This is a genomic window from Pseudomonas sp. IPO3747, from assembly GCF_013385245.1.
In the GTDB taxonomy this organism is placed as follows: domain Bacteria; phylum Pseudomonadota; class Gammaproteobacteria; order Pseudomonadales; family Pseudomonadaceae; genus Aquipseudomonas; species Aquipseudomonas edaphica.
The window spans coordinates 156,061-182,536 of sequence record NZ_JACAQL010000011.1; the positions used below are offsets into that span (position 1 = coordinate 156,061).

Below are 26,476 nucleotides of genomic sequence, written 5' to 3' on the forward strand. Positions count from 1 at the left end.
CTAGTAGCCGACCTGAGTGGTTGAATCAAAAACGAAAGGCGAAAGGCGAAAGGCGGATTTGCATACACTGAAGAGCTGCTTTTCTGTGGGAGCTGGCTTGCCTGCGATGCAGACACCTTGGTACATCAGGCACAACCGGTTGATGCCATCGCAGGCAAGCCAGCTCCCACCTTTGACCGAGTATGGCTCTGCTGTCGGATTGCGGGCATGCCGAGCCACAGCGAGGCACCGAGTGTTGGGGCGAGGGCTTTTTGGTGGACTTTTGGATGGGCCGGCATTCCGGTCTTTCCAAAAGTGAGCCGCTGTAAGAGCGGAACCCTAAGCCGCCGTTACCTAAATAACGGATATACACTCAGCAGACCCTAACCCCCAATCGATCAGCAAGCTTCAGCGCCAACCCCGCACTTTCAAGGCGCGACACCTGATCCACCTCCGCCCCCAAAATAGTTTTTTCCACATATAGCGAATGCACATCGGTCACCCCGATAAACCCCAGCCACGCCTCCATATAGGGCTTCTGAAAGTCCATCCCCTGCGCGCCAGGTGCCGAAAAATCCATCCCCCGTGCATACACATTCACCGCGATCTTGTCATGCAACAACCCCCGCACTCCATGCTCCGGGCTGAACTCAAACAGCACGTCCTTCTGTGATACCACGTCGATAAAGTGCTTGAGCTTGTAGGGAATCGCGAAATTCCACAGCGGCACCGAAAACACCAGCACATCAGCTTGATGCAGGTGAGCCGCCAGCGCTGTGAGTGTCGTCCAGGCAGCGCTTTGTTCTGCGCTTAACGGCGTACCCGCGATGCCCGCGTATTTGGCGTCCATCACCGGTCCGGCAAACTCCGGCAATTCCAGCGCCCATAAATCCAGGGTCACCACCTGGGTGTCCGGGGCGTTCTGCTGATAGCGAGCTATAAACTGACGAGCGATCTCCAGGGACGCGGAGCGTTGTTTGCGCGGCGAGCATTCGATGTGCAGGAGTGTGGTCATGGTGGCCTCGGGAAAGTTGACCAGGGCATTGCAACATAGCGAGCATTGAAATATAAATCGTATTTAAATCATCTATTGATCACAAATCAGAATATGTTCGATGCCTTGTTGCTCAAAACCTTCGTCACAGTGGTCGATGAGGGCGGTTTCAGCCGCGCCGCAGAGCGCCTGCACCTGACCCAGTCGGCCGTCAGTGGGCATTTGCGCCGCCTGGAGGAACAGGTGGGCAAACCCTTGCTCACCCGCACCACCCGGTCCCAGCAATTGACGCCCGATGGTGAACGGCTGATGGCCTATGCCCGTGGCATCCTCGCGTTGAACCGGGACGCCTGGGCCGAGCTGACGCGCTCGGCGATTAAAGGCAACCTGCGCGTAGGCGTATCGGAGGAGTTCGCGGATGCGCGCCTGTTACGTGAACTGCAAAACGTCGCGGCGCAATACCCTGGCATGCACATCAGCGTGCAAGTGGGCATTCCCGGTTCGTTGTTGAGTTTGATGAAGCAGGGTGAGCTGGAGGTGGTGGTCGGCTCGTTGTGCGAATCCAGTGAGCCAGGTTTGGCACTATGGCGTGAGCCGTTAGTGTGGGCCTGGTCCGGGCAGCCGCTCGTAGCCTTGCCGAACCCGTTGCCCCTGGCCTTGTTTCCCGAGCCTTGCCCGTATCGCGAGGCGGCGCTGACGCGTCTTGCCCAAGCGGGCATCGCCCAGCGCAGCGCCATGCAGTGCAGCAGTTACGCGGCGCTGCATGCCGCCGCAGCGGCCGGGTTTGCGATTGCACCGATGGCGCAGAGCCAGGTCGGGCCGGGCTTGGCGATACTCGGCGCCGAACACGGCTTGCCCGCGTTGCCCGATGCCGAGTTCCGCCTGTTCAGCGCCCCGGAGGCGGACCCGCGCCTGGTCGAGGTCGTCACCCAGGTGGTGGTCCGCTACGGCGCTGTTCGCTGGCACTGAGGCTCAGCGCAACCAGTTGGTGCGCGCCAGTTCGATCACTTCATCGCCACGCCCGCTCATCACCGCCTTGAGCATATACAGGCTGAACCCCTTGGCCTGTTCCAGCTTGATGGTCGGCGGCATCACCAGTTCCTGGGTAGCGGTAACCACGTCCACCAGCACCGGGCCGTCATGGGCCAGGGCGCGGCGCAAGGCCGGTTCCAGGTCTTCGGACTGCTCCACGCGAATGCCGAGGATGCCCATGGCGTTGGACATGGCGGCAAAGTCCGGGTTTTTCAGCTCGGTGCCGGTGTCCAGGTAACCGGCGGCTTTCATCTCCATGGCGACAAACCCGAGTGACGAGTTATCAAACACAATGACCTTCACCGGCAATTTCAACTGCGCCAGCGAGATGAAGTCGCCCATCAACATGGCAAAGCCACCGTCGCCGGACATCGAGATCACCTGCCGTCCAGGAAATGCTGCCTGTGCACCAATGGCTTGTGGCATGGCATTGGCCATCGAGCCGTGGTTGAACGAGCCGATCAGGCGGCGTTTGCCGTTCATCTTCAAATACCGCGCAGCCCAGACGGTGGGCGAGCCGACGTCGGCGGTGAAGATCGCATCGTCGTCGGCCAGCTCGCTGAGCAAGCGCGCCACGTACTGCGGGTGAATCGGCCGGTCGGCCTTCGATGGCTGCGCCAGGTCATCCAGGCCTTGGCGGGCTTTTTCATAGTGCTTGAGCGAGGTGTCGAGGAAGCTGCGGTCGGCCTTGCGCGTCAGGCGTGGCAACAGCGCGTCAATTGTCTCGCCAACATCGGCGGCGATGCCCAGGTCCAGGGTGGCGCGACGGCCCAGCGCCTGCGGGTTGCGGTCGACCTGGATGATCCTGGCGTCGGTCGGGTAGAACTGGCGATAGGGGAAGTCGGTGCCGAGCATGATCAGCGTGTCGCAGTTGAGCATTGCGTGGTAACCGGAGCTGAAGCCGATCAGGCCGGTCATGCCCACATCAAACGGGTTGTCCCACTCCACATGCTCCTTGCCGCGCAAGGCGTGCACCACTGGCGCGCCCAAAGCATCGGCCAGGGCTACCACCTGGTCGTGAGCGCCGGCGCAGCCGCTGCCGCACAGCAGGGTGACTTTCTCGCTGCTGTGCAGGATCTCGCTGAGGCGCTGCAGGTCTTGTTCCGCCGGCAAAGTGCGCGGTGCGTGCAGGGCCGGCCAGGGCTTGAGTTTGTCTTCGACTTCCAGCAGCGAGATATCGCCTGGGATCACCACCACCGCCACGCCGCGGTTGAGGATCGCTGAACGCATGGCGCGGTGCAGCACTTGGGGCATCTGCGCAGGGTTGGTGACCAGCTCGATAAAGTGGCTGCACTCTTTGAACAGTTCCTGCGGGTGGGTTTCCTGAAAGTAGTTCAAGCCGATCTCGGAGGAGGGGATTTGCGCCGCGATAGCCAGCACCGGCACATGGTTGCGATGGCAGTCGAACAGGCCATTGATCAAGTGCAGGTTGCCCGGCCCGCAGCTGCCGGCGCATACCGTCAGCTCGCCAGTGGCGGCTGCTTCGGCGCCGGCGGCGAAGGCGGCCACTTCTTCGTGGCGCACGTGCATCCACTCGATGCTGTCCATGGTGCGCAGGGCGTCGGTGAGGCCATTGAGGCTGTCGCCGGTCAGGCCCCAGATGCGCTTGATGCCCGCCTGTTCAAGGGTGGTCGCCAACTGCTGGGCCAGGTTGATTTTCGCCATGAAGAACTCCAATCGTCAGTGAGGTTAAAGGCTGCTGATCAGTAGAGGACAGTTCGAACACCGCGGATGTTCACCCTTGAATGTGAAGATTGCGTCACGGGGCCGACTAAACGCCGCGCATAAAAAAACCCTGGCAAGCCAGGGTTTTTCACAGCAGCAGGCTCAGCGGCGACGGAACAGCGGCAACGGTTCATCCGTGGCAGCCTGGTACGTGACCGAGAAGTCCTTGAGGCTTTCCAGCGCTTCATACGGGTCTTTGTCGGCGCGCAGGGCGAAGGCATCGAACCCGCAACGGCGCAGGTAGAACAGCTGGTCGCGCAGCACATCCCCAATCGCACGCAGTTCGCCCTTGTAACCATAACGGTCACGCAGCAGGCGCGCGTTGGAATAGTTGCGGCCGTCGGTGAAGGCCGGGAAGTTCAGGGCGATGACCTGGAAGTGCTGCACGTCGTCGCCGATCTCTTCGGCTTCCTCGTCGGCGTCCAGCCACACACCCAGGCCGCCGTCGCGGGCCTTGAGGGCGTGCCCGTGTTCACGCCACAGGGCCAGCGGCACGATCAGGTCGTCACAGTTGGAGATGCCGTCGAAGCTCGCGTCCTTGGGCAGCAGGTGCCAGGTTTCGTCGAGGACTTCGTTGTTCTTAATGATTCGCTGCATAGACGCGCTCCTTGAACAGGTCGATGCCAATGCGCTGGTAGGTGTCGATGAAACGCTCATCTTCGGTACGCTGTTCGATGTACACGTCGATCAGCTTGCCGATCACCTCAGGCATGGCTTCCTGGGCGAAGGACGGGCCGAGGATCTTGCCCAGGCTCGCATCGCGGCTGGCGCTGCCACCCAGGGACACTTGGTAGAATTCTTCGCCTTTCTTGTCCACGCCCAGGATGCCGATGTGGCCGACGTGGTGGTGACCACAGGCGTTCATGCAACCGGAGATGTTCAGGTCCAGCTCGCCGATGTCGAACAGGTAGTCCAGGTCGTCGAAACGGCGCTGGATCGATTCGGCAATCGGGATCGACTTGGCGTTGGCCAGGGAGCAGAAGTCGCCACCCGGGCAGCAGATGATGTCGGTCAGCAGGCCGATGTTCGGCGTGGCAAAACCGCCTTCGCGCAGTTCGCCCCACAGGGTGAACAGTTGGCTCTGCTCGACGTCCGCGAGAATGATGTTCTGCTCGTGGGAAGTGCGCAGTTGGCCGAAGCTGTAGCGTTCGGCCAGATCGGCGACGGCGTCCAGCTGTTTGTCGGTGATATCGCCCGGGGCAACACCGGTTGGCTTGAGCGACAGGGTCACGGCCACATAGCCCGGCTTTTTGTGCGCCAGGGTGTTGCGCGTGCGCCAGCGGGCGAAACCTGGGTGTTGCTGGTCGAGGGCAGCCAGTTCGGCGTCCTGATTGCTCAGGGCTTTGTACTCAGGGTCGACGAAGTGCTTGGCTACACGGTGTACTTCGGCTTCGGTCAGGGTGGTCTGGCCGCCGCGCAGGTGTTCCATCTCGGCGTCGACCTTCTGGGCAAATACCTCAGGGGTCAGCGCTTTGACCAGGATCTTGATCCGGGCCTTGTACTTGTTGTCACGACGGCCATAGCGGTTGTAGACCCGCAGGATGGCGTCGAGGTAACTCAACAGGTCCTGCCACGGCAGGAACTCATTGATGAACGCACCGACTACTGGTGTACGGCCCAGGCCGCCACCGACCAGCACACGGAAACCCAACTCGCCGGCGGCGTTGTGCACGGGCTCAAGGCCAATATCATGCACTTCGATCGCTGCGCGGTCCGAGGTCGAGCCATTGATGGCGATCTTGAACTTGCGCGGCAGGTAGGCGAATTCCGGGTGGAAGGTGGTCCACTGGCGCACGATTTCGCACCACGGGCGTGGGTCGATCAGCTCGTCAGCGGCAACGCCGGCAAATTGGTCGGTGGTCACGTTGCGCAGGCAGTTACCACTGGTCTGAATGGCGTGCATCTGCACGGTGGCCAGCTCAGCCAGGATGTCCGGCACGTCTTCCAGTGCCGGCCAGTTGAACTGTACGTTCTGGCGGGTACTGATGTGGGCGTAGCCTTTGTCGAAGTCGCGGGCAATCTTGGCCATCATGCGCGTCTGGCGCGAAGTCAGTTGGCCATAAGGCACGGCAACCCGCAGCATCGGCGCAAAGCGCTGAACATAAAGGCCATTTTGCAGGCGCAGAGGGCGGAACTCTTCTTCGCTCAGTTCACCTGCTAGGTAGCGTCGGGTCTGATCACGGAACTGCTTGACGCGGTCCTCGATGATGCGCTGATCGTATTCGTCGTATACGTACATATAGGTCCTGTTCTCGGCAAATCTGCGCGCACGGCCGCGCACTCCCAACGGAGCCGGCGCACGATACCAGTTTGCGTTTATGCGCAAAAGTGATGTTTGAGTATATGTAAATAACCAAATTGACTAATGAGAACCGTTATCGCGATACCCACATTTGTCATGCGGGCAATCATGATCTTTACTGTCGTCGAGTCTTAGTGCAATCACCTATAAAACCGACAAGAGGCGATGCGATGAGCAATTCAACCAAAGCACGTAAACCTGACAGTACCGTTGATGCCTGGGCCATTCTGTTTCTGATAATTTTAGTGGTTGGAACCGCCGTATTCTGGGTTAGCCACCAATAAAGAAGGTTGATTGAACCTCGATTGACTGTCTCATTGCCATTATGATGGCGATCAACATTCGAGGCACAAACAACCATGCTGAAGGTTCTGATTGCGTGTGTGGGGTTGCTGGGCGTGGCCTATGGGGCGATGGCCCAGGCAACCTCAGTGGTGTTTCTCAACCCGGGCACGTCCGCTGAAAGCTTCTGGGTCAGCTATGCGCAATTTATGCAGGCCGCTGCCAAGGACCTCGGCCTGGATTTGCGCGTGCGTTATTCCGAGCGCAGCGCCGCTAACACCTTGGCCCAGGCCCGCGAAGCACTGCAAGGCAGCGAGCGGCCCGATTACCTGGTGCTGGTCAACGAGCAATACGTCGCCCCGCAGATATTGCGCTTGGCCCAGGGCAGTGGGGTCAAGTTGCTGATCGTGAATAACGCACTGACCGCCGATCAGGTGCAATTGCTCGATGCGCATAAAGATGCCCGCTGGATCGGCAGCCTGGTGGCCGACGACGAGCAAGCCGGTTACCTGATGCTCACCGATTTGTTGCGCAACCACGGCCCGGTGACGCCGGGCACTTCGTTGGACCTGCTGGCGTTTTCCGGCGCCAAGAACACGCCAGCCGCACAGTTGCGTGAACAAGGGTTGCACCGCGCCTTGGCCGAACACCCCGAAGTGCGCCTGCGCCAGTTGGTCTACGGCGAGTGGAGCCGCCAGCGCGCCTTTGAACAAGCCACGCAACTGTTCAAACGCTACCCACAGACGGCGCTGGTGTGGTCGGCCAATGATGAGATGGCATTGGGCGCCATGCAGGCGCTGCAAGACAGCGGTCGTGTGCCGGGCAAGGACGCGCTGTTCAGCGCGATCAATAGCTCGCCCGACATCCTCAAGGCACGCCTGGATGGGCGCCTGAGTACTTTGGTCGCAGGGCATTTCACCCTGGGTGGCTGGGCGATGGTGCTGATCAATGATGACGCCAAAGGGCTTGATATTGGCGCCTACGGCGGGCGTGACCGTAAAGAGGCGTTATTCCAGCTGATTGATGCCAACCAATCAAAACGTTTGTCAGGGCCAATGCCAGCGGTGGATTTCCGCGCACTGTCAGCCGTGGGTAAGCCCGCGTCCTACCGTTACCCGTTCAGCCTGCAACTGCTGTTGCATTAAACCCCGGCCAGGTGCAGTACCAGCTTGACGATGCCAAATAACGTCAGCGCAAACACCGCCGTAAACACAATACCCAGTACGACAAAATGACTGGGTTTGCCATGGGTGAAATCTCGAGCGCGGTTTTTGCCGCTTTGTACACCGAAGGCCGCCGCCATGATGCTGTGCAGCATCTGCCAGAAGGTCGGCGGCTTGTTGTTGGCTGGATCGTTCATAAATCCCTCGTCCGCAAGGCTGTCCTACAGAGCATAGACAATCGGGCAGCCCGCGACTGGCTTGTATCATCCCTCTGGACTCTGCCTTTTGATCGTTCCCACGGGAGGGAACGATCAGAACAACCTTACACTTCCAGGATCAAGAACAGTTTCTGATCCAGCGGCGCCTCAATCAGGGCCTTGTCCAGGTTGATCACGGCGCGGTTGTTTGCCCTGGCTTGATCAATCAGTTCCTTGCGGGTAAAGCGCCGCTCCGCCGGGGTCTTCAAGTGGCCGAAGTCAGGTTTTGATGCCGGCGACTCGACGGATCGGTAATGGAAATGCGCGAACCACAGGTCCGCATCTTCCGACCGTTGCCCGGGCTTGATTTTGCGCTTGTCGCGTATGACATATTCGGTGAGGTAGTCGCCGGCCTTCAGCGGCACGCGTTTTTTCACCAGGTTGATGTCGACAAAACCATGAGTGTGCAGATAGTCGACCTTAGCGGCTTTGGGGCGTTGCAGCAGGTAACCTTCGGCGCACAGCTGCCGAGCCTGGGCTGTTGCGGCTCTGGCCTCTTCGCGGTAGCTATTCCTCAAGTCAATGGCGGGTTCGTCGGTCGCGCTTTTGAGTTCCTCGGCAAGTGCTTCGAATTTGGCCGCGTGCTGGCTCAACATTACATCCCAATCATGGGGATCGACTTCCTCACGTTGACTGGGCTCCAACAGTTTGCGCTGCTGGAAGCGAATGCTGGCATCAATGCCTGCGCGCTGAGCCTTGATGGCTTGGGCATCTGCCCTGATTCTTCTCAATGGGCGAGCCGCGGGCGTGGGCGCTTTGGTCGGCACGCTTGCGGGCTCGACGATTTTCCACACGCCTTCGCTGGCGTGTTCGTGGTACGTAGCGACGATGGCGCCGGTAAGCGTGTCGACAATGTCGACGTAATTGCCCGGTTCATCAGCCTGGCCGGTACGCACGTCGCCGACCAGGCTTTTCTTGTCGGCGGTTTTGATGACCCGTCGGCTGGCCGGTTTTTGTCGCTTGGCTTTGTCGCGGGCGGGCCTGGGGGCCAGCCGTTCTTCAACCAGGATCAAGTTGGCCAATTGCGCTTCGAGGCTGGTGCGGGCCTCGCTCAGTTGCTGCACAAATAGCGCGCGGTACTGCTCTCGCAGCAGCGCACAGCCCATGTCCGTCAGCGAGAGAACGGCGTTTTCCAGGCTTTCATAGTGCTGCAGCACATCCTTGAGTACGTTGATTTGCTCAGTCTCGGAGTAACCGGCAGTCCTGCGCATTTCCGTGTGTGCGTTGACAGTAGCGTAGATCTGGCGGTCGGCGAGGAGTTCCAGGAACGGACGCTCTTGGGGTTTATCGGCGTCAAGCGCGCGATTGAGCAGCACCTCGACCAGCGATAACAGGATGTGCTGCTTGATGACGAGCGAGGAAATGTTTTGGAATTCTGGATGCTCTTTCAACAAGCTTTCACGCAGTGCCGGGCTGGCTTGTTGCATGATGGCTTCGCATTTTTCTGCGCTCTCGAGCAGTTCATTGAGCGCCTCCAGTCGCTGCGTTGCGGCGCTGATATATTCGTCATAGCCATCAGTGATGTAGTTGGGCAGTTCCCTGTCGATACGTTTGAGCAACGCTGAAAAGCTTTCGCCGCGCTGGGTCTCCAGCGTGTCGGCGATTTTTTGATGCTGGTGCGCATAAGTCGCCAACCAGTGCTTGTAAATATTCGACGTCGCGTTATCGCGTGCCTCTTTGTATGTCGGCTCTGTTCTGTCCAGCTCCATCATTTCCGTCGCCATGGCTTCGCTCTGTTGCAGCCCGGTTAGAAGCCCCTGCGCATTTGTGCGGTAATTGTCGACGGCGATATCCCATTGAACTCTGGCGCGCGCCGTGGAACGTTGGCGTTGCGCATGGCGCTCGGCGATCCGGGGTTGCAATGCCGGCAACAGTCCGGGGTTGTTGAGCATTTCCCAGTCCTTTCTGAGGGCGAGTTTCTGTTCAGCCAATTGAGTGCGCGCCATGGTCACGGCTTGAAGAAGCTGCTGCAGATGGTTCGCCATCGGCGTTAATTCACGGCTATGAACTTCCAGCATTGGGTTCAGTTGTGCCAGCCGTTGTTTCTTGCGATCGATTAACGCAGCCACTCTTTGTCTGGGCATGCCGCCCTCCAGCCTGGCATGCCGGTCCAGCCGCCAATGCCCTTGGCCGTCGCTGAGCAACCTGAAGCCGGGGCGCTGCGGGTGCTGCGGATGCACCAGGTAGACCTCGTTGAAACCCGGTACCACGCTCACCTGGAACAGCAGGCCGCCGACGCTGGCGTGCCAGGCCCCGTCAATGCGGTACAGCCCTTTAAGCGCACCGCTGAGCTGCACGGGCGGCAACGTTTCAGGCCATGGCACCCGTACTTCCAGTAACGCGTTGAGCAGCTTGGCGCCGGCCCGGGGGCTGGCAATCGAGCGGCTGAAGTCCAGAGCCGTGTGGCCGGTGGCGGGTGGCTCGCCGGGCAGCGCCACGGCGCCATGGCGCACCTGTGGCGCCGCTTGCGCCGGTGGCCGTCCCGCCGCGCGGCGCCAGGCTTCCAGTTGCAGGGCGTGCTCCTGCGCGGAGGGTTGGGACAAGGGCTGTTGGGACCGATTGGCGGGCGCGGCGGCATGCAGCAGCACCATCGCGGTATTGAGCAACAGATCGATCAGTGCCAGCTCGCGGGTGGTGGGGTTATCGCTGTCCAGGCCGGCCAGATCCTGCTCCAGACTGCTGACCAGCACCAGGAACCAGCCAGCCAGCATGGCCGGGCCCTGCACCAGCGGTAACAGCAGGGTATTGAACAGCAGCCATGCGCCTTCCATCACCACGGCCCAGCGGCTTTCGTGGTTGGACACCGACTCGCGGTCCGCCAGGTCGACCAGGGCCCGTGCGGTGCTGCCGAACAGATGATTGAGCAGTTGACCGTTGACTTGCGATTGCAGCCATTCGCCTGCCCCTTCATCCACGGCCAGGGTCGCAGGTGCCGGATTTTCAGGGAGGCTGAATTCGTCCCCAGGCAGGAAGCGAATGATGTGCGGTTCCTTGATGCCGCCATGCTCGTAGATGGGGCGGGCCTTGTCGCTCAGCCACGCCAGCACTGTGTCTTGCAGCGCGCCGGGTACGGCCAGTGCGTCGAGCAGGGCCTGGCGGGTCGGGTATTCATGCAGGGCGTCGGCATACAGCGGCTGGTACAGCAGGTGCGGGCCGACACGCGCATCACGCGGTTCGATAATAAACGCATTATTGACCTCATCTGGCGCAGCGCCGGGTTTGCGGCACAGGGCCAATGGGCGCAAAACAATCTCCTGCTCGTCGACGACCCTGTCCGAGGGCATCTCGCCCATCAACGCCTTCACATAGCGATAACCGGTGACGGTGACGCCATGCTGCCCGCGGATCTTGTATTCCAGCGCCTGCATCGGCAGCTTGACCTTGAGTTCACGGGTAAACAGGGTTTCCCGGCGCCGTGCGTCAACCGTGTCGGACAACAAGGTGTCTTTGATTTTTTGCGGGTACATGGTGCCGATATCGACGCGCTGGATCAGCCCGGTACTGCCCAACAGATAGTCTGCGTTGAGCCAGCTTGGAAGGGGCGTTGCATTTTTGGAAAACAGCGTGAGTGTGCCTTTAGGCTTGCCGGCGAGGTTCTTCAGCGCCAGTTCCGTCAGCGACATGCGCACATGCTCGATAATGCCAGCACCGCCTGGGTAGCCGGCAGCCACGGCAAAGTCCAGCACTACCTCATCGGGGTCGCAGTCGCCATGATCGGTTTGCATCTGCTTGCGCAACGCATCGCGACTGAAGCTGTAGATGTTTTCTATGCCCTCATTGAACGCCTGACCCTGGTTTTGCCGCATCACCTGTGCCATGTCTTGCAGGTGGCGATGGTAGGCAAAGCGGTCAGCGTCGTTGGCTTGAGCGAGCCACGGTGGCAGGTGCTCATCGACCTTTTGCAAGGTCGCCGTTGCGGCTGTCGGCACCTGGGTAAACAGCAGCGCCGGATCGGTGAGTTTTTCCAGGCGTCGCCCAAGGGTCACTTCGTCCTGGCCCTGAAACTTCAACGTCGCCAGGTCTTCCAGTTGCTGATTGAGGATCAGGCCGGCCTGTTGCTCGAACACGTTGCCATCGGGTTCATTGCGTCGCCAGGTGAGGCTGTCGAACTGGAACCGCGTCTGCATGCTGGTTGCCCAGGCCTGGCCGAATTCATCCAGGCCGTCAAACACCTGAATATCCCCGGCCACGCTGTACAGCAGCACCTGCTTGTCGCGCACCAGCAGCAGGTCGGGTGTCAGCAGGCGAACTTCCTGGTCGGCATTGACGAGTGTGTTCTCAACAAAATAAACATAAGTGGCGGGCGAAGATTTGGGGAGACGCTCGGTCTGTGTCGGCCAGGTGGCGACGACCCTGAGCATGTCCTGCTGGGTCGGGTTCAAGCTCGATCCGCTCGTGGCACTCGCGGTCATCCGACCGTTGAGAAACTCGCCCAGCCACTGCCAGCGGCTGCTGCCATGGCTGTCGGTTTCGCTCCAATAGTCGGCCAGCGCCGCCTGGAAATACAGGTGAATCGATTCGGGCAGGTCATCAATGATGCTTGCGATTGCCTGCATGTCGATCAGCGTCGGGGCATCAGGCTTGAGGATCGTGGGGATCTGTTGCGTCAGATAGTACGCCAGTTCGCGTTTGGGCCGCAGGTCGAGCAACTGTGGGTTGAGCACATGGGCGATGGCGATTTCCATCAGCGGTCTGTAGGTGTACACGCCGTCCGGGTGTGGAATAGCCAGCTTAAGCGTGGACAGGTCCAGCTTGAGTGTCGGATAGCGTTCCAGGATGCGGCTGCGCAGCGCATTGAACACCACGGAATACAAGGCCGGGCGCGTAGCGAAATGCGTATGGATAGCCTCGGCGGGAAGTTGGCTCAGGGCCGTGGAGGAACTCGGGGTGGGCATGATGAAATCCTTTTTGCCTGTTTGATGGGAAGCGACAGGAAATCGGATGTGGTGACCGCGCAGGCGGTACAGGAATACCACTGCCAGCACCCGGCCCCGAACGCGTACGAGGTCATATATGCACCGCTTGGCGTAGCGGGCGCCGTGATGTGCTGTCAGTCCATTTCAAAGGAGTGACACGATGGACTCTTCATCCCATCTTTCTTCGCCGGCCGTGCCGGCAAACGACGCACCCCAGCCAATAAAAAAACTCGCCGCCACCCAAAGCTTGCACGGTGACTTCCTGGAGCGCAGCAGTCCTCAGTGGTTGATCAACGCGACGCCGGCTCGCAAGCAGGCGCTCAAGGACGCCAGCACGGTCATGCCGGCATGGCTTGCGAACGCGACGCCATTGCAACGCAATGAAGTGACGGGTCGTTTTCTCGCCAACCTCACCACCCAGACGCAACTGGACAAGACGATGGCCTCCTTCCAGGGCATCGACGACTTCGCCCGGCCCTTGCTGCTCAAGGCCCTGAAGGATCAGTACCGACTGGACGTCGATGTCGACAAAATTCTGTTGTGCCTGCGCCGCCCGTTGGCGGTGGGGATTGCCGAAGTCGAGGCGGGGGATTTCGAGTTTTTGAAACTGCCCCTGCTGGAAGCGGCCTTGCACAACTTCGAGGCCTACGAGTGCAAGGAGGGCGCTTACCACAAGACCTCCGGGTTCATGCAAGCTACCGGCACCTCCAGCACCTCCAGCACCTACCACTCGGTGGCGATCAACCTGAAGGTCAGCCAGTTTTTGACGCTGTGTCGAAACCTCAATATCGGCGCCAAATACCAGGCCTACCTGCAATCATTTTTCTACCCCGAAGACGCCAGCGCGCAAGTCACCCTGCGTGACCAGTTCATCGCCAATCAGAAGGCCGCCGTCAGGGCTGCCGCCGAGCAGGCACTGTTGACCGGCGATATCGAGCCGGCCGATCACCGCATGCTGCTGTCGGTGATCGAGGGTGAAATTCATCCCTGGATGGGCGACAAGCAGGTCTGGTTCAGGACCCTGGGCCTGATGCGGCTGCGGATGACCGGCTGCATGGTGTTCTCGATTTGCAAAAAATACAGTGACCCGGACGAGCTGATTATCTATGTGCCCCAGGACCCTGAGCATCCGCTCAAGCGCTACCGCTGGCGGCAAATGCAGGCTCAATTCAAGCGCTTGCTCACCGCCCGTGATCCGGCCAAGGCCAATGATCCCTCGCCGACGCCGTACCAGCAGTTTTTCAGTCGCTTCGTGCCTTACGACAAGCGGCCCTATTACTTCAGCCAGTTCACCCAGAAAGCTGCTGACTCACCCACCGACATCTGGCGCTCACCGTGGAAGAAATTGCTGGATTTCACCACGCCGCACTTCATCACCGGCATCAAGGAATTACCGCCCGAGGCGCCTGCCAAACTTGAACCCAACCCCGACCCTTTCCTTGAACCTTCGACGCGCACACGACGCGGCAAAGGGATCTGGGCGGCTAACATCGACCCCTGGCAGTACTTCTACGAACAACACCGCGAGCAGGTGATCGCAGATGCTCGCGCCCATGCCGTGCCCACCGAAGATGTGGATGCCAAGGCACGTGACGCCAAGCTGGCGCACCTGCTGGAGATCGGCATGCTGGGGTTGAACATGGTGTCGATGTTCGTGCCGGTGCTGGGCGAGGTCATGATGGGCGTGATGGCAGGGCAGTTGCTCTATGAAACCCTGGAAGGCGCGATTGAGTGGGGCGAGGGTGACCGCCAGGCGGCTAAGGCACACTTGATTGATGTGGCCGAGAACCTGGCGCAGATAGCAGTGATGGCGGGTGTCGGGGCGGCGGTGAACAAATTCAGGGCCGCCAAGGCGGAGCCGGTGCTCGAAAACCTCAGCCCGGTCACGTTGCCCAACGGCGAAACCCGCCTGTGGAAGCCGGACCTGGCGGGCTATCAAAGCGCCGTCACCCTGGAGGCCGACGCAGTGCCCAACGCGCAGGGGCAATATACGCTTAACGGTAAGACCTATATTCGCCAGGGCGATCGAGTCTACGAGCAGGTTTTTGATGAGTCGATCAAAAGCTGGAGGATTAAGCATCCGACCCATGCCGAGCTTTACCAGCCGATTCTTCAAAGCAACGGTCGGGGAGCCTGGCGTCACACCCTTGAGCGGCCTGCCGAGTGGGATCGCCTGACCTTGCTGCGGCGCTTGGGGCCAGAAACCGACGCTTTTTCCGACACGCAGTTGCTCAAGGTGGCGGATGTCAGCGGGGTCAGCGACAGCGCCCTGCGCAAGATGCACATGGACCTCGCGGCACCGCCGCCTGAACTGCTGGATGCCATGCGCTTGTTCAAGGCCGACGCGGAAAGCGGGCAGGTGATAGAGCAGCTGCGAGGCAGCCAGCCAATTGACGAGCGTTATCTGTTTGCATTGCCGCTGGTCGCTGAAATGCCTCGTTGGCCAAAAACGCGCGTGCTCGAGGTGTTCAAGGGTGTTGAGTTCTCTGGGGAGTCCGTGAAGTACGGTGTTGGGCGTGTGCCTCGTCGTGGCGTCGCGAAGGCGCCGATCCAGATTTCCCGCGCTGACGTCCTGGGTGGGCGATTGCCTGCGGTCATACTGGCGGCATTGGATGAGACGGAAGTCACCAGCCTGTTGGGCGCTGAGGGGGCGCGGGTCCGCGATGTGAGGCCGCAAGAGTTTCGCCAGCAAATCGCCGACTATGCCCAAACCCGCAAACCGGCGATTTTCGACAGTCTTTACGCAGGCACCGAACCCGTCGATAGTCAGGTCAAGCTCTTGCAACGAACCTGCCCCGGGCTCAGCGAAGCCGCTGCCCGAGAGACACTGGCCCACGCGTCCTTGGATGATCTCAAACGCCTGGAAGCGACGCGCCGGGTGCCTTTGACCCTGCTGGAGGAGGCGCGCTGGTACGCCATCCAAGGTCGGCAAACCCGGGCTTACGCGGGTTTACGCAGCGAAACCATGGCCTTGGCGGACAGTCGCCGACTGGCGTTATATACCTTGGAAAGGTTACCGGGTTGGCCCGACACCCTGCGCCTGGAGGTGCGTGAAGGCAGTAACAGCGGCACGCTGCTGGACAGCATCGGCAGCCCCACGGCACCGGACAAGAAATACCTGGTGAAAAAAGGCCCGCGCTTTCAAGCGTTCGATGAGCGGGGAGAGGCACTCAACAGCCTGCCCACCGAGGGTGATAATTTTTACCCCTCGCTGATGCATGCCATGCCCGATGGCGCACGCCAAGCGCTGGGTGTACCGCATGTCGGTCAAAGTGCACAACTGCAAGCCAAACTCGTCGCGCTTGCTGACCGTGAACGCAGCCAGGCACCGCAATGGCTGGCGCCGCAACGTCGTTGGTTCAAGCCGCCGGTACGGATCAACGACACGTTGGTGGGGTATTACGCCAGTGGGCGAGCGGAGGGCCAGACTTTGAGTCTTGAGTCTCGCGCGCAAGCGCTCTTCGGCCTGAGTGACACTCAAGCCGGTGAGTACATTGTGCAGTTGCAGGCGCAGGGCAAGGACAACAAAGCTATCTTCAACCATCTGCAAAACCGTGAACGCCAATACACGGAGCTGGCGTCCAAACTCGACGAGTGGGTCATGCCCTCGCGCGGCGCTGTTTCCGATGATCGCAACTACCAATATAGATCCCACATGGCGCAACAGCTCAAGGATGCCTGGCGCAAGGAAGCGGTGGTGGGGAAGGTCAACAACGCTGATCGCTTGTACCTCAACGTCGACGGGCATCTACCGCCTTTGACGGTTGATTTCTCCCATATTCGTGAGTTGACGGTGGTCGGAGGGCCGATGAACGAAGCTCAAGTGGAGAGCTTTCTGGCGCGGTTTCCCAATGTACAAACCCTGTCTATTGGCGATACCAACCTGTTATGGGGGGTGGGCGAGAGAGGGAGCGGTTCGACACTGATGACGGTGCCCTCGGCGGTGACCGGTATGGCCAGCCTCAAAAGCCTGAGGTTCGGCACGTCGGTGAAGCAACTGGCGCCTGAGTTTTTCTCAAGGCTCAACAGCCTGACTTCACTGGAGGCGCTGCATATCGATTACCGCGGATACTCCGTCACCGCGCTCAACAGCTTGGACCTGTCGGCGTTGGTGCAGTTGAAGCGCTTGCAAGTCGATGCCCCTGCTGGCTTGTCGAAGTGGCCGGCCGGTGTCGAGGACCTTCCCCATTTGGAACGTCTGGATTTGAGCCGCACCGCGATCAGTGAGGTGCCCGCCACGCTGTACAGCGGGCATGAGCAACTGTGGGCAGGGCTGTCGATGGACTGGTCAATGTTCTCGCGCGAAGCATTCAAGCCTGCCTACGAGTACGTCAGAACCTACAAGGGCGACAGGGGGCACTTGGTTGACTTGCACCAGATGGTCAGCGACTACACCAAGGGCGAGCTGCGGGTACTGACCGGTAACTCAAGATTGGCTAGCCCACTGCATCAAAAAATAATGGCCACCGCGCTGACGCCTGAAGCGCGGTTTGCTGCTATTGAGGCGCTCAGCGACCAATACGCTGGCATTTTTGCGCAGTTTTACTACCCACCGACCAATCCCGCGCAGCGCTTCAGGTTACGTTCGGCGGGATGGCAAACGGGGCCAGACGCCCACGTGATCAGTGCGCTTGAAGCCAATTGGTGGGACGCCGTAGGCGAGCGGTATGGAATAATCAGCGATTCTTCGGTGTTTGAGTTGCCAGCGCCTGAGTTTGCAGTGACCACCCCTCTGTTGCAGGTGAGTGCGGTTGAACTGCCCCCGTTACCCACCGCAAGCTTTGCCCATGTACGCACGCTGCGCCTGCGTTGGCCGGGCACATCCATCGAGCAGACACGCGGCTTTATTCGTGCATTCAGCAATACGCAAACCCTTGAGCTGAACGGTCTTGGTTTGACTGAAATACCCATAGGTACAGGCGATCTTCCGGCCTTGACCCGGCTTGATCTTTCCAACAACCGCCTTGCCATGCCGGCCTTGCAGGCGCAACTCAATGATCTCAAAAGCCTTGAATTCCTGGATCTGAGTCATAACAGCCAACCGCTTACCGGCGTGGATGTCAGCGAACTGACGCAGCTCAAGGCGTTGAACTTGCGCAGGACAACACTGCAGGCTTGGCCGACCGGAGCCGAGCGCTTGCCGCAATTGACCTGGCTGGACCTGCGCGACAATCAACTGGTGAGCCTGTCGTCCGAGGTGCTGGCGACTGACGCGCTCTTGATGAAAACCAACTTGACGGGAAACGCCTTCAGTACGGCGGGTGAGGCCGAGCTGGAATCAGCGCGCCGGCGGGTCGAAGGCGCCAGGGCATTGCCACAGGGTGCGTTGGCGCGGTTTGAACAACAAAGTGTGCCGGCCGTCTTTCCTCCTGCGGAAACGGGCCTGACGATGTTGAATTATTTGTTGCCATTGCCCCGCAAAATCACACTGATCGAAGGGCGCGCGGGGTTTGTCGGGCGCTTGCAGGAACTGACCCCGCAGGTGACCGAGGAAAAGGCTTTGCAATGGTTCGAGCAGTTACGTACTGCCGGTGGGATGAATGACCTGCAAATAGATGCGCTGTTGACCACATGGCACCAGGAGTACGAGAACCTGGTGCGCGAGCTTAACGGCTGGCTGTATACCCGCGAGTTACCCGGCCCGGACATCAGCCGGGCCGCTGAAGAGCGTCAGCTGGTCGCTCTCAAGATCGCTGAGTGCTGGCAAACCGGTGTGTCGGCCGAAGCCGGTTATGAACTGAGCCTGCATGGCTTGCAAACCGATAATCTGCCCGCATTGACGGTGCAGTTCAGTCATGTCCATACGCTGAATTTAACCGGTGTGCGGTTTTCGGTGGCGGGTGTCGAGGGTTTCCTCAATAGCTTTCCCGCAGTACGCAGGCTGGTCATGAGTGGTAATGAACTGTCGGCCATTCCCGAGGCAGTGCAGCACATGGCCCAGCTTGAGCAACTGGAGCTGGGAAATAATGCCCTCACTGATCCCGAGCCCGTGTATCGCCTTTTGGGTGGCGAACGCCTGCGCCGCTTGGATCTACACAGAAACAATCTGAGTGAGTTCGATGCCCAATCTTTCACTCGGATCGAGACCCTGGATCTCAGTTACAACCGCCTCACCGAATGGCCCGACGGTACGTTGCAAGCGCCGAACCTGCGAACATTGAACCTCTGCGGCAATGACCTCAGGGATTTGCCCCATGGCTTGCTCGACGGCAGTCACCATACGTTGGTGATGGGTACGGACCTTTCCGAAAACGAATCGCTTTCATACGACAGTTTTGAGGAGATGAAAATCTACGGCAATGGGCCGGTGATGGGGTGGAGTCGGGCCGAAATTGACCAGCGAATTGAGGCGTTTGAGGAGGGTTCGGACGGATCTGGTTCCGACAGTGATGACGATACAGGGGCGGACGAACCCCTGGAAGATATTCTTGACCCAGAGCGTGACACCTCAGAAGCGGTGCTGACGTCTTGGCTGAAACATTCATCTCAAACCTTGGCCGTAGCCCGGCGGCAGTTGTGGCAGCAACTGGCCCGGGAACCGTTGCATGAGCGGTTCTTCCATTTGCTGGAACGACTACGCGATACCGATGAGTACCGCATCAGCCCAACTGATCTTACCCGGCGGGTATGGGGGGTGGTCGAAAGCGCCGCCGGCAATGCGCAGATGCGCGAGTCGTTGTTCGCCGCCTCGGCAACCCATGGCACCTGTATTGACGGGCGCATCCTCACGTTCAGCTCAATGGAAGTGATGGTGCTCGTAGAGCAGGTGCTGCGTGAAGTGCCGGCCAGCACCCTGAGGCTCAGGGGGCAGCGTTTACTGCAGCTGTCTCGGCAGTTATTCCGGTTGGAGCAGATCGATACGCTTGCCATACGTGAGACCAGAGGACGAGACGAGGCCGAGGTGCGCCTGGAGTATCGGATCGGCATGACCCGCGGCTGGCCTGACGGGTTGGAGTTACCGGGGCAACCCACGCACATGGCATTTGGTCACCCGATCAGCGGGCAAGTATTAACCAGCGCGCGTAGCCAAGTGCTAACGGCGGAGGCGTCCAATGCGTTTTATGAGCGCCTGATTAGCCATGACTACTGGGTCAGTTACCTGCAAGATCGATATCCCGAAGAGTTCGAGACGCTTAAAAGCGACGCTGACGCACGCCATGAGGCACTTGAGGATGAGTATGAGCTTGGCGACCCACGCTACACGGCGGCAGTGAACCAACTGCAGTTTGACCGAGAGAGCGCACGGGTGCAGTTGCTGCTTGAGTTGTCTCGCAAAGAGGTGCTGGAATCAGCGCCGGGTAGTGTTGCTCCGGTAACCAGCGGGCCGGCCTCGCCGCAGCCTGGCCCGTCGACACAGGCGTAGTGGAGCAAGGAAGCGGGCGTGCCCTAATGCCACTCAGTTAAGACATAGCCGGTAATTGTGGCGAGGGAGCTTGCTCCCGTTGGACTGCGTAGCAGTCCCATTTTTGGGGCCGCTTCGCGCCCCAGCGGGAGCAAGCTCCCTCGCCACAGGTTACTGGTTGTCAGTTCTAGCGCTTAACTGGCTGGCATCAGGGCACGCCCGCTTCCTTACCCAAAAGCGTTGGCTGGCGTTAGTTGTCATACCCCAGGTTCGGCGCCAGCCAGCGCTCCGTCACGCTGAGGTCCTGGCCTTTGCGCGCGGTGTAGCTGGCGACCTGGTCTTTGTCGATCTTGCCCACGGCAAAGTATTGCGCCTGCGGGTGGGCGAAGTACCAGCCGCTGACGGCCGCCGCCGGGAACATGGCGTAGTGCTCGGTAAGGAATACACCACTGCGCCCGGCGTGCATTTCCTGGGCCTCGGGGTCCAACAGTTGGAACAGTTGGGCTTTCTCGGTGTGGTCCGGGCATGCCGGGTAGCCGGGGGCAGGGCGGATACCGGTGTATTGCTCTTTGATCAGTGCCTCGTTATCGAGCTGTTCGTCCCGGGCGTAACCCCAGTGTTCTTTACGCACTTGCTGGTGCAGCCATTCGGCGCAGGCCTCGGCCAGGCGATCGGCCAGGGCTTTGACCATGATCGAGTTGTAGTCGTCGCCAGCGTCCTGATAGGCCTTGGCGACTTCTTCGGCGCCGATGCCTGCGGTGGTGATAAAACCACCGATGTAGTCGGTCACGCCGCTGTCTTTAGGCGCGACGAAGTCGGCCAGGGAGAAGTTCGGCTTGCCGTCGGTCTTGATGATCTGCTGGCGCAGGTGGTGCAGCCTGGCAATCGGCTGGCCATCGTCGCCATACACCTCCAAGTCATCGTCCTGCACCTGGTTGGTCGGCCAGAAACCGAATACGGCGCGGGCGCTGATGAGCTTTTCGTCGATCAGCTTGTTGAGCATTTCCTGGGCATCGGCATACAGCGCAGTAGCGGCTTCACCGACCACTTCGTCTTCGAGGATGCGCGGGAATTTGCCGGCCAGGTCCCAGGAGATAAAGAACGGCGTCCAGTCGATGTATTCGGCCAGCACCTTGAGGTCGATATTGTCCAGCACCCTGGAGCCGGTGAAGGTCGGTTTGACCGGTGTGTAGCTGCTCCAGTCGAACTGCGGCTTCTTGGCGATGGCGGCCGGATAGCTCAGGCGCTCGGTGCGCGCACTGCGGTTGGCAGTACGTTCGCGCACGTCGATGTATTCCAGGCGGGTTTTTTCGACAAAACCGGCTTTCAGTTCCTTGGACAGCAACTGCGTGGCCACACCCACGGCGCGCGAGGCGTCGGTGACGTAGATCACCGCATCGTTGCTGTACTTGGGCTCGATTTTCACCGCCGTGTGCGCCTTGGAAGTGGTGGCGCCGCCGATCATCAAGGGCAGGTGGAAGTCCTGGCGCTGCATCTCACGGGCCACATGCACCATTTCATCCAGCGACGGCGTGATCAGGCCGGACAGGCCGATGATGTCGCACTTCTGCTCCTTGGCCACCTGCAGGATCTTCTCCGCCGGCACCATCACACCCAGGTCCACGATGTCATAGCCGTTGCAACCGAGCACCACGCCGACGATGTTCTTGCCGATGTCATGCACGTCGCCCTTGACCGTGGCCATCAGGATCTTGCCCTTGGCCTCCGGCTTGTCGCCTTTTTCCAGCTCGATAAACGGAATCAAGTGCGCCACGGCCTGCTTCATCACCCGGGCTGATTTAACCACTTGAGGCAGGAACATCTTGCCGGCGCCAAACAGGTCGCCGACGATGTTCATGCCGGACATCAACGGGCCTTCGATCACTTCGATCGGGCGTGCGAACGACTGGCGCGATTCTTCGGTGTCTTCGACGATATGCGTGGTGATGCCCTTGACCAGCGCGTGTTCCAGGCGCTTGTTGACGTCCCAGCCGCGCCATTCCTCGGTCTCGGCTTCCTTGACGCTGCCGTCGCCCTTGTACTTGTCGGCAATCGCCAGCAGGGCGTCGGTGCCTTCCGGCGTGCGGTTAAGCACCACGTCTTCCACCGCGTCACGCAGCTCGGCCGGGATCTGGTCGTAGATCTCCAGCTGGCCGGCGTTGACGATGCCCATGGTCAGGCCGTTGCGAATCGCATACAGCAGGAACACCGAGTGGATCGCCTCACGCACCGGGTTGTTGCCCCGGAACGAGAACGACACGTTGGACACGCCGCCGGAGGTCAGTGCATACGGCAGCTCGTCACGGATGTAGGCACAGGCGTTGATGAAATCGACGGCGTAGTTGTTGTGTTCTTCGATACCGGTAGCGACCGCGAAGATGTTCGGGTCGAAAATGATGTCTTCCGGCGGAAAGCCGACTTCATTCACCAGAATGTCGTAGGAACGTTTGCAGATCTCTTTTTTGCGCGCTTCGGTGTCGGCCTGGCCGGCTTCGTCGAAGGCCATCACCACCACCGCTGCGCCATACCGCTTGCACAGCTTGGCGTGGTGGATGAACTGCTCGACGCCTTCTTTCATGCTGATCGAGTTGACGATGCCCTTGCCCTGGATGCACTTGAGGCCGGCTTCGATCACGTCCCACTTGGAGGAGTCGATCATGATCGGCACACGGGAGATGTCCGGCTCGCCGGCAATCAGGTTGAGGAAGGTCACCATGGCCTTCTTCGAATCGAGCATGCCCTCGTCCATGTTGATGTCGATCACCTGCGCGCCGGCTTCCACCTGTTGCAAGGCGACTTCCAGGGCTTCGGTGTAGTTGTCTTCACGGATCAGCCGGGCGAACTTGGCGGAACCGGTGATGTTGGTACGCTCGCCGACGTTGACGAACAACGAGCTGCGATCAATGGTGAACGGCTCCAGGCCCGACAGGCGGCAGGCCTTGGGAATATCCGGGATGACACGTGGCGCATAACCGGCCACCGCCTTGGCGATGGCCTCAATGTGGCCCGGCGTGGTGCCGCAGCAGCCGCCGACAATGTTGAGGAAACCGCTCTGGGCGAATTCTTCGATGACTTTTGCGGTTTGCGACGGCAGTTCGTCGTACTCGCCGAACTCGTTGGGCAGGCCGGCGTTCGGGTGCGCCGACACATGGGTGTTGGCCTTGTTCGACAGCTCTTCCAGGTACGGGCGCAGTTCGCTGGCGCCCAGGGCGCAGTTGAGGCCGACCGAAATCGGCTTGGCGTGCGCCACCGAGTTCCAGAACGCTTCGGTGGTCTGGCCCGACAGGGTACGGCCGGAGGCGTCGGTGATGGTGCCGGAAATCATGATCGGCAGTTCGACATTCAATTCCTCGAACACGCCTTGCACGGCGAAGATCGCGGCCTTGGCGTTGAGCGTGTCGAAGATGGTCTCGATCAGGATCAGGTCGGCGCCGCCTTCGATCAGGCCTTTGGTGGCCTCGGTGTAGTTTTCCACCAGTTCATCGAAGGTCACGTTGCGGTAGCCGGGGTTGTTCACATCCGGCGACAGCGAGCAGGTGCGGCTGGTCGGGCCAAGCACGCCGGCGACAAAACGCGGCTTGGCCGGGTTCTCCAGGGTCTTGGCATCGGCGATCTTGCGCGCCAGGCGTGCGCCTTCTACGTTCAGTTCATAGGCCAGTTCTTCCATGCCGTAGTCGGCCATGGAAATACGCGTGGCGTTGAAGGTGTTGGTTTCCAGAATGTCGGCGCCGGCATCCAGGTAAGCCTTTTCGATACCGCCAATTACGTCCGGGCGGGTAAGTACCAGCAGGTCGTTGTTGCCCTTGACGTCACTCGGCCAGTCGGCGAAGCGTTTGCCGCGATAATCCTGCTCTTCGAGCTTGTAGCTCTGGATCATCGTGCCCATACCGCCGTCGAGGATCAGGATTCGGTCCTTGAGGGCTTGATGAAGGGCTTGCAGACGAACGCTACGGTCGGACATGGGGCTACTCTGGTCAGGCATTTCGGAGGGCGTGAATCATAACAAACCTGTGCCGATTTAGAGCATGTCCTGGTTTTGCATGAATATCGTTCATGTTGGTGCGGGTCTTGGCCCGGTAGAATTGCCGGCACTTATAGCGCACGCATTGAATCGGGACCGGATACATGTCACTTCGTCTACTCACCAGCGCCGTCCTGGCACTGGTCGCCTGCGTTGCACAGGCCAACGGACCCGCCCCGGCGATTTCGTATACCCGCGACATTCAGCCGATCTTCACCGAAAAGTGCGTGGCCTGCCATGCCTGCTACGACTCCGCGTGCCAATTAAACCTGGGCAGCGCCGAGGGTGCGTCCCGTGGCGCGAGCAAAACCCCGGTGTATGACGGCGAGCGCAGCCAGGCCACGCCGACCACGCGTTTGTTCTACGACGCATTCGGCAAACAGGCCTGGCAACAAAAAGGCTTCTATTCGGTACTCGACGCCCAAGGCAGCCAGGCCGCATTGATGGCGCGCATGCTGGAGCTGGGGCATAACGCGCCGCTGCAACCCAATGCCAAGTTGCCCGATGAGATTGTGTTGGGCCTCAACCGCCAAAACATGTGCGCCATGCCCGGCGAGTTCAATGCCTACGCCGGCAGCCATCCCAAGGAAGGCATGCCGCTGGCGGTCACCGGTTTGACCGGCCAGCAATACCAAACCTTGCAGCGCTGGCTCGCCTCCGGTGCGCCGATTGACGAGCAAGGCCTGGCGCCAAGTGCCAGGGAAGCCCTGCAAGTACAGCAGTGGGAAAACCTGTTCAACCAGCCTGGCGCCCGTGAAAGCCTGGTGGCGCGCTGGCTGTACGAGCATTTGTACCTGGCGCATATTTATTTCGAAAACGGTGAGCCGGGGCATTTCTTCCAATGGGTGCGTTCGCGCACGCCAAGTGGCCAGCCCATCGACCTGATCGCCACCCGTCGACCCAACGATGACCCGGGCACCCAGGTGTATTACCGCCTGTGGCCGGTGCAGGGCGTGATCGTGCATAAAACCCACATCACTTACCCGTTCAGCGCGGCGAAAATGGCGCGGATCAAAGACCTGTTCTATTCCGGCGACTGGCAGGTGAGTGCCTTGCCGGGCTATGGCCCCGGTCGTCGTGCCAACCCGTTCGAAACCTTTGAAGCCATCCCGGCCAAGGCGCGCTACCAGTTCATGCTCGATAACGCCGAGTATTTTGTACGCACCTTCATTCGCGGGCCGGTCTGTCGTGGTCAGATCGCCACGGACGTGATTCGCGATAACTTCTGGACCCTGTTCCAGGACCCGGACCACGACCTGTACATCACCGATGCACGCTATCGCGGCCAGGCTACTCCGCTGCTGGCGATGCCGGGGCAGAACGATGACGTGGGCAGTGTGCTGAGCCTGTGGCTGGCCTATCGCGACAAGCGCAACCAATACGAAGCCTTGCGCCGTGACAGCTACGCGGACGTGCCGCCGCCGAGCTGGTCGACCTTGTGGGCGGGTAATGACAACGCCTTGCTGACGATTTTCCGGCATTTCGACAGTGCTTCGGTGACCAAAGGCTTGATTGGCGAAGTACCGCAGACGATGTGGTTGTTCGACTATCCGCTGCTGGAGCGCACCTATTACCAGTTGGCGGTGAATTTCGATGTGTTCGGCAATGTGTCGCACCAGGCCCAGACCCGGCTGTATTTCGACCTGATCCGCAACGGCGCCGAGCAGAACTTCCTGCGCCTGATGCCGGCCGATACCCGCGATGACTTTATGGATGATTGGTACCAGAACAGCGGCAAGCTCAAGCTGTGGCTGGACTACGAGGCGATTGACGGCGACAAGCCAAGCGGCTTGCATCTGGATGAAAAAGACCCGAAACGTGACTTTGCCAACCAGTTATTGACGCGTTACGGCGATTTGAATGCCAGCCCGGATCCGATCAACCGCTGCACGGGTGCTTATTGCTCGCGCGATGGTATCGACCCGGCGTTGCAGGACGCGGAGCAGGCATTGAGCCGGCTGACATCACGCCCGGCGGCGGGGCTCAAGGTGATTGATCAGTTGCCTGAGGCGACCATGCTGCGTATCGAGACCGCCAGCGGCAAGCGCGTGGTTTACAGCCTGCTGCGTAACCGCGCGCACAGTAATGTGGCGTTCCTGCTGGGCGAGGCTTATCGCTATCAGCCGGGGTTGGATACGGTGACGATCTATCCGGGTGTGCTTAGCAGTTATCCGAACTTCATCTTCAACGTCCCGGCGCAGGAAGTGCCGGCGTTTGTGGCGGCTATGGAAAACGCCAAGGATGCCAAGCGGTTCGAGAAAATTGTTGATCGGTGGGGTGTGCGGCGCAGTCATCCGCTGTTCTGGCAATACTTTCACGACCTGTCGCAGTACATCCGCGAGACTGCGCCGTTGGAAGACGGGGTGCTGGATATGAATCGGTATGAGAATCTCTGATGAGTTGGTTGGGCCTTTTCCGACAAAATTACTCGGACTTTGTACCTGCGTAATATTTTGGCGTAAA

11 protein-coding genes are annotated in these 26,476 nt (G+C 60.0%); 4 read left to right on the top strand and 7 right to left on the bottom strand.

All coding sequences use genetic code 11. The features are described from left to right. Nucleotides 1–352 precede the first annotated feature (352 nt). Entirely contained in the window at nt 353–994 is a 642-nt protein-coding gene (locus HX790_RS18305; RefSeq protein ID WP_017136923.1) for an FMN-dependent NADH-azoreductase, read from the bottom strand. 93 nt (nt 995–1,087) lie between these two features. Here HX790_RS18305 and HX790_RS18310 point away from each other — a divergent pair, with 93 nt between their 5' ends. Continuing rightward, nucleotides 1,088–1,942, top strand: coding sequence for a LysR family transcriptional regulator (locus HX790_RS18310; RefSeq protein WP_017136922.1), 855 nt, complete (start codon nt 1,088–1,090; stop codon nt 1,940–1,942). 3 nt (nt 1,943–1,945) lie between these two features. On the opposite strand, the gene poxB is transcribed toward HX790_RS18310, so the two are convergent. From poxB to HX790_RS18325, 3 genes are all read right to left on the bottom strand, one after another. Then, entirely contained in the window at nt 1,946–3,670 is a 1,725-nt protein-coding gene (gene poxB, locus HX790_RS18315; RefSeq protein ID WP_017136921.1) for a ubiquinone-dependent pyruvate dehydrogenase, read from the bottom strand. A 162-nt stretch (nt 3,671–3,832) separates the two neighbouring features. Next, complete coding sequence (locus tag HX790_RS18320; protein ID WP_017136920.1) at nt 3,833–4,327, bottom strand: DUF934 domain-containing protein; 495 nt, start codon at nt 4,325–4,327, stop codon at nt 3,833–3,835. Beyond that, complete coding sequence (locus HX790_RS18325; RefSeq protein WP_017136919.1) at nt 4,311–5,969, bottom strand: nitrite/sulfite reductase; 1,659 nt, start codon at nt 5,967–5,969, stop codon at nt 4,311–4,313. Before HX790_RS18325 ends, HX790_RS18320 begins: the two co-directional genes overlap by 17 nt. A 422-nt stretch (nt 5,970–6,391) precedes the next feature. Between HX790_RS18325 and HX790_RS18330 the strand changes: the two genes are divergently transcribed. Then, on the top strand, nt 6,392–7,459 hold the full coding sequence (locus HX790_RS18330) for an ABC transporter substrate-binding protein (protein ID WP_169987678.1): 1,068 nt from the start codon (nt 6,392–6,394) through the stop codon (nt 7,457–7,459). Here HX790_RS18330 and HX790_RS18335 read toward each other — a convergent pair. Continuing rightward, nucleotides 7,456–7,674: a DUF2970 domain-containing protein gene (locus HX790_RS18335; RefSeq protein WP_017136917.1), complete on the bottom strand. Its 219-nt coding sequence runs from the start codon at nt 7,672–7,674 to the stop codon at nt 7,456–7,458. The two genes, HX790_RS18330 and HX790_RS18335, sit on opposite strands and share 4 nt — an antisense overlap. Before the next feature lie 125 nt (nt 7,675–7,799). Continuing rightward, a complete protein-coding gene (locus HX790_RS18340) occupies nt 7,800–12,629 on the bottom strand; it encodes a dermonecrotic toxin domain-containing protein (protein WP_176991875.1) in 4,830 nt (1,609 codons plus the stop codon). 181 nt (nt 12,630–12,810) lie between these two features. Between HX790_RS18340 and HX790_RS18345 the strand changes: the two genes are divergently transcribed. Then, nucleotides 12,811–20,013 (top strand): NEL-type E3 ubiquitin ligase domain-containing protein, encoded by a 7,203-nt coding sequence (locus HX790_RS18345; protein WP_176991876.1) that lies wholly within the window; start codon nt 12,811–12,813, stop codon nt 20,011–20,013. A 229-nt stretch (nt 20,014–20,242) separates the two neighbouring features. On the opposite strand, the gene metH is transcribed toward HX790_RS18345, so the two are convergent. Continuing rightward, nucleotides 20,243–23,953 (bottom strand): methionine synthase, encoded by a 3,711-nt coding sequence (gene metH / locus HX790_RS18350; RefSeq protein WP_170040251.1) that lies wholly within the window; start codon nt 23,951–23,953, stop codon nt 20,243–20,245. A gap of 164 nt (nt 23,954–24,117) precedes the next feature. On the opposite strand from metH, the gene HX790_RS18355 reads away from it, so the two are divergent. Further along, nucleotides 24,118–26,409, top strand: coding sequence for a fatty acid cis/trans isomerase (locus HX790_RS18355; RefSeq protein WP_176991877.1), 2,292 nt, complete (start codon nt 24,118–24,120; stop codon nt 26,407–26,409). Nucleotides 26,410–26,476 lie beyond the last annotated feature (67 nt).

What these genes read in the sequence shown, in the direction of transcription:
- HX790_RS18305 (WP_017136923.1), bottom strand. Translation starts at nt 994, where the DNA reads ATGACCACACTCCTGCACATCGAATGCTCGCCGCGCAAACAACGCTCC.
- HX790_RS18325 (WP_017136919.1), bottom strand. Translation starts at nt 5,969, where the DNA reads ATGTACGTATACGACGAATACGATCAGCGCATCATCGAGGACCGCGTC.
- metH (WP_170040251.1), bottom strand. Translation starts at nt 23,953, where the DNA reads ATGTCCGACCGTAGCGTTCGTCTGCAAGCCCTTCATCAAGCCCTCAAG.
- HX790_RS18355 (WP_176991877.1), top strand. Translation starts at nt 24,118, where the DNA reads ATGTCACTTCGTCTACTCACCAGCGCCGTCCTGGCACTGGTCGCCTGC.
- HX790_RS18335 (WP_017136917.1), bottom strand. Translation starts at nt 7,674, where the DNA reads ATGAACGATCCAGCCAACAACAAGCCGCCGACCTTCTGGCAGATGCTG.
- HX790_RS18340 (WP_176991875.1), bottom strand. Translation starts at nt 12,629, where the DNA reads ATGCCCACCCCGAGTTCCTCCACGGCCCTGAGCCAACTTCCCGCCGAG.
- HX790_RS18310 (WP_017136922.1), top strand. Translation starts at nt 1,088, where the DNA reads ATGTTCGATGCCTTGTTGCTCAAAACCTTCGTCACAGTGGTCGATGAG.
- poxB (WP_017136921.1), bottom strand. Translation starts at nt 3,670, where the DNA reads ATGGCGAAAATCAACCTGGCCCAGCAGTTGGCGACCACCCTTGAACAG.
- HX790_RS18330 (WP_169987678.1), top strand. Translation starts at nt 6,392, where the DNA reads ATGCTGAAGGTTCTGATTGCGTGTGTGGGGTTGCTGGGCGTGGCCTAT.
- HX790_RS18345 (WP_176991876.1), top strand. Translation starts at nt 12,811, where the DNA reads ATGGACTCTTCATCCCATCTTTCTTCGCCGGCCGTGCCGGCAAACGAC.
- HX790_RS18320 (WP_017136920.1), bottom strand. Translation starts at nt 4,327, where the DNA reads ATGCAGCGAATCATTAAGAACAACGAAGTCCTCGACGAAACCTGGCAC.